Source organism: Sideroxydans sp., from assembly GCF_054604835.1.
Map to the genome: position 1 here is coordinate 1 of NZ_JBTSFG010000024.1, position 2,919 is coordinate 2,919.

A 2,919-nucleotide genomic window follows, 5' to 3' on the forward strand; every position below is an offset into this window, starting at 1 on the left:
GCACAGAGCTGGCCAGCCGTGTTGCTGCCCTGATCCCATCCGAAACCGGAGCTGACCCGTTCGCCGCATTCGGCTGGAAAGTGCTCAACGACATCGTAAACGGACTGGTGGCCACCGGCGTCAGCCCGAATCTTGCGCACCTCAAACTCTACATCGAGGGCGGTGCGGACAACCTTGTGCTCAACACCCTGCGTCACCACTTCATTGACCACGTGGCCGATTGGGAATCGAGATCGAGCGGATTCATCAAAAAGCACAAAGACCGGGTTCTGGAAGCCTATATCGACTTCTACAAGCAGATTGTCATCCACGAAGCCCAGTCATCTGACTTGGACGGCCTGATATCCACCTTCGAGCACAACCGGGACCACTTCCAGAAGATGGTCGCCTCGCTCATCCCGATCCTGTCCATGCTCACCTCCGACCCGCTGGCGGATCTTCTGTCACCCACCTCCGAAATGGGCGGCAAGCGGCAATCGACCGACATGGCCAAAATCATCAACAACAACCAAGTTCTCTACCTCGGACTGGATAGCTTGGCTGATGGAACGGTCGGGAGCGCCATCGGCTCCATCATGTTGGCCGACCTGACCGCAGTGGCCGGTGACCGATACAACTACGGCATCGACTCCATCCGTCCGGTGAACCTGTTCATCGACGAAGCGGCTGAAGTCATCAACCAGCCCACCATCCAGCTCATGAACAAGGGCGGTGGCGCACTTTTCCGTGTCACCTTGGCGATGCAGACCTTTGCCGACCTCCCGGCGCGTCTTGGCGATGCGGACAAGGCCAAACAGGTGCTGGGCAACATCAACAACCTGATCTGCTTCCGCGTGACCGATGGCGACACGCAGAAGTACATCACAGACAGCCTGCCGAAGTTCAAGTACAGATCCATTAGCTTGCGCTACGGGCACGGTGCCGATGCGCACCTTCAGGACGAATACAAATCCTCTTATCAAGAATCCGTCATGGAAGAAGAGGCTCCCATCGTTCCTCCCGCGACTCTGGGCGAACTCGCTCCGCTGCATTTCTTCGCGAAGCTATCGGGTGGCCGGATCATCAAAGGCAAGATCAAGATACTTCAGGACAAGGAATAGACACGATGGCCGAAAAAAAGAACAGGAGCAGCTTTGGAACGACCCTCGCGTTTATTTCGATACTGGGGGGGCTGGCCGTGTGGGCGCTGGTGACACCGGAGTACCTGATGGGCTCACTCCAGTCCGAACGCGAATTCTCGATGCGCATGGGCGGTGTGGATGCCGACCGATGGATCTACACCCAGTCCATATCCGGCAGCATGGACATCATCAAAGACTCGACCTCCGTGATCAAAGGCACCGAATCACTGCCGGTGCCGGTCAAAAGATGGGCGCAGGAGCGCGTCATCGTCACCTGGCTGTGGTTCTCTCTCATCACCTACCGCGCCTACATGCTGCTGCTGTACTTCTTTGCGCTGATGCCGTTCGTGATGGCGCTCTCGATGGACGGCTGGGGCGTGAGAGAGATCAGCATGCACAGGTTCTCATCGCAGTCCCCGATGAAGCACAGAATGGGCGTGGTCATCTCGAACGCCAATCTCGTCTTTGTGGCGGTATGGATGGTCCTTCCGACGCCGATTCCCGCCGTATTTGCCCCGGTGGCCATCCTGGCCATGGGTGTTGCAAGCTGGATCTGGCTGAGTAACCTGCAGAAGCGGATTTGAGATCATGATGGCCTTCACCCATGCCGCTGCCGGTGCCACCTCTGCGCTACTGGTCGCCCAATATCTTCACGCAGGACCGATTCAAACGCTGCTGGTCCTGTCTGGCGGCGTGGCCGGGAGCTATCTACCCGACATCGATCACCCGAAGAGCGCATTTGGAAGCCGCGTCCTGCCGCTTTCCTTGCCAATATCGGCGATTTTCGGGCATCGAGGCATCACGCACAGTTTGATCGCGGTCGTAGCCTTATCCGGCCTTCTGTGGTGGGTGTTTCAGCGGGTCAATTGGCATGAAGGCATCGCGGTACCGGTGCTGGTTGGAATCGCGGTCGGGTATCTTTCGCACCTGCTTGGCGATTGGCTGACCAACTCTGGTGTGCCGCTGTTGTGGCCCAGCAAAAGACGGTTCGTCTCGCCGCTGAAGTTGTGCACTGGCGACTTCCGAGAGTACATTCTGGCGCTGCTGATGTATGGCTGGGTGGCCATGACAGCCATGCGGATCTTTATCAAGTGAAAGGGAGAAATTGATGTCGACAGTCTTATTTGTGGTCTTTGTGGTTCTGATAATCGCCGTATTCATGGTGATGATGCGCCTGATGGCGCAACGTTCAAAAGGCGCGCCGGAGTATTTGAAGAAGCCGATCCTGACCAACAACGAAAAAGAGTTCTTTGGGCGTCTCATTGAGGCGTTGCCGGACTTCTATGTGTTCCCGCAAGTAGCGATGGGGGCGATTCTGCAGCCAGCCGTGACCAGACAGGACAAGCGCAACTATTACCGCATTCGTGGGACGTTCTCGCAGAAGATGGTTGATTTCGTGGTGTGCGACGCAGCGCTGAACATCGTGGTGCTGATCGAGCTGGATGACCGCATGCATTCGTCAGAAAAGGACGGGAAACGGGATGCAATGACCAGTCAGGCGGGATATGCGACGCTGCGCTTCAATTCAAAGAAAAAGCCAACCGCGGCCGAGATTGCAAAAGCAGTAGAGGGCACGAAGTCGTCGGTGATCGATCCGGCCCTCGCACAATTGGCGAATAGTCCGAAGGTGTGACCATGGCAAGCATTACGATGTGCACCGGCAAAGGCTGTGCTGAAAAGAATGATTGCTATCGCTATCGCGCGATCCCGTCACCAGCCAATCAGAGATGGCAGCAGTTCGACCCAAGAGATACCGCGAATTGCTTTTTTGTTACCCGAGAGGAGCACCGGTTGATGA

General features: G+C 56.5%; 4 protein-coding genes. All 4 read left to right on the forward strand.

Features of this window, described 5'->3' with window-relative positions; translation table 11 throughout:
• A partial coding sequence (gene traD / locus ACYCZ5_RS13955) for a conjugative transfer system coupling protein TraD (protein ID WP_461545412.1) occupies positions 1-1,100 on the forward strand: 1,100 nt, incomplete at its 5' end.
• A gap of 5 nt (positions 1,101-1,105) precedes the next feature.
• Entirely contained in the window at positions 1,106-1,705 is a 600-nt protein-coding gene (locus tag ACYCZ5_RS13960; RefSeq protein WP_461545413.1) for a hypothetical protein, read from the forward strand.
• A 4-nt stretch (positions 1,706-1,709) separates the two neighbouring features.
• The gene (locus ACYCZ5_RS13965) at positions 1,710-2,216 is read left to right on the forward strand and encodes a metal-dependent hydrolase (protein ID WP_461545414.1); all 507 of its coding nucleotides are present in this window, start codon (positions 1,710-1,712) and stop codon (positions 2,214-2,216) included.
• A gap of 13 nt (positions 2,217-2,229) precedes the next feature.
• Positions 2,230-2,754 carry a DUF2726 domain-containing protein gene (locus ACYCZ5_RS13970; protein WP_461545415.1) on the forward strand — a complete coding sequence of 175 codons (525 nt, stop codon included), beginning with the start codon at positions 2,230-2,232 and terminating at the stop codon, positions 2,752-2,754.
• Positions 2,755-2,919 lie beyond the last annotated feature (165 nt).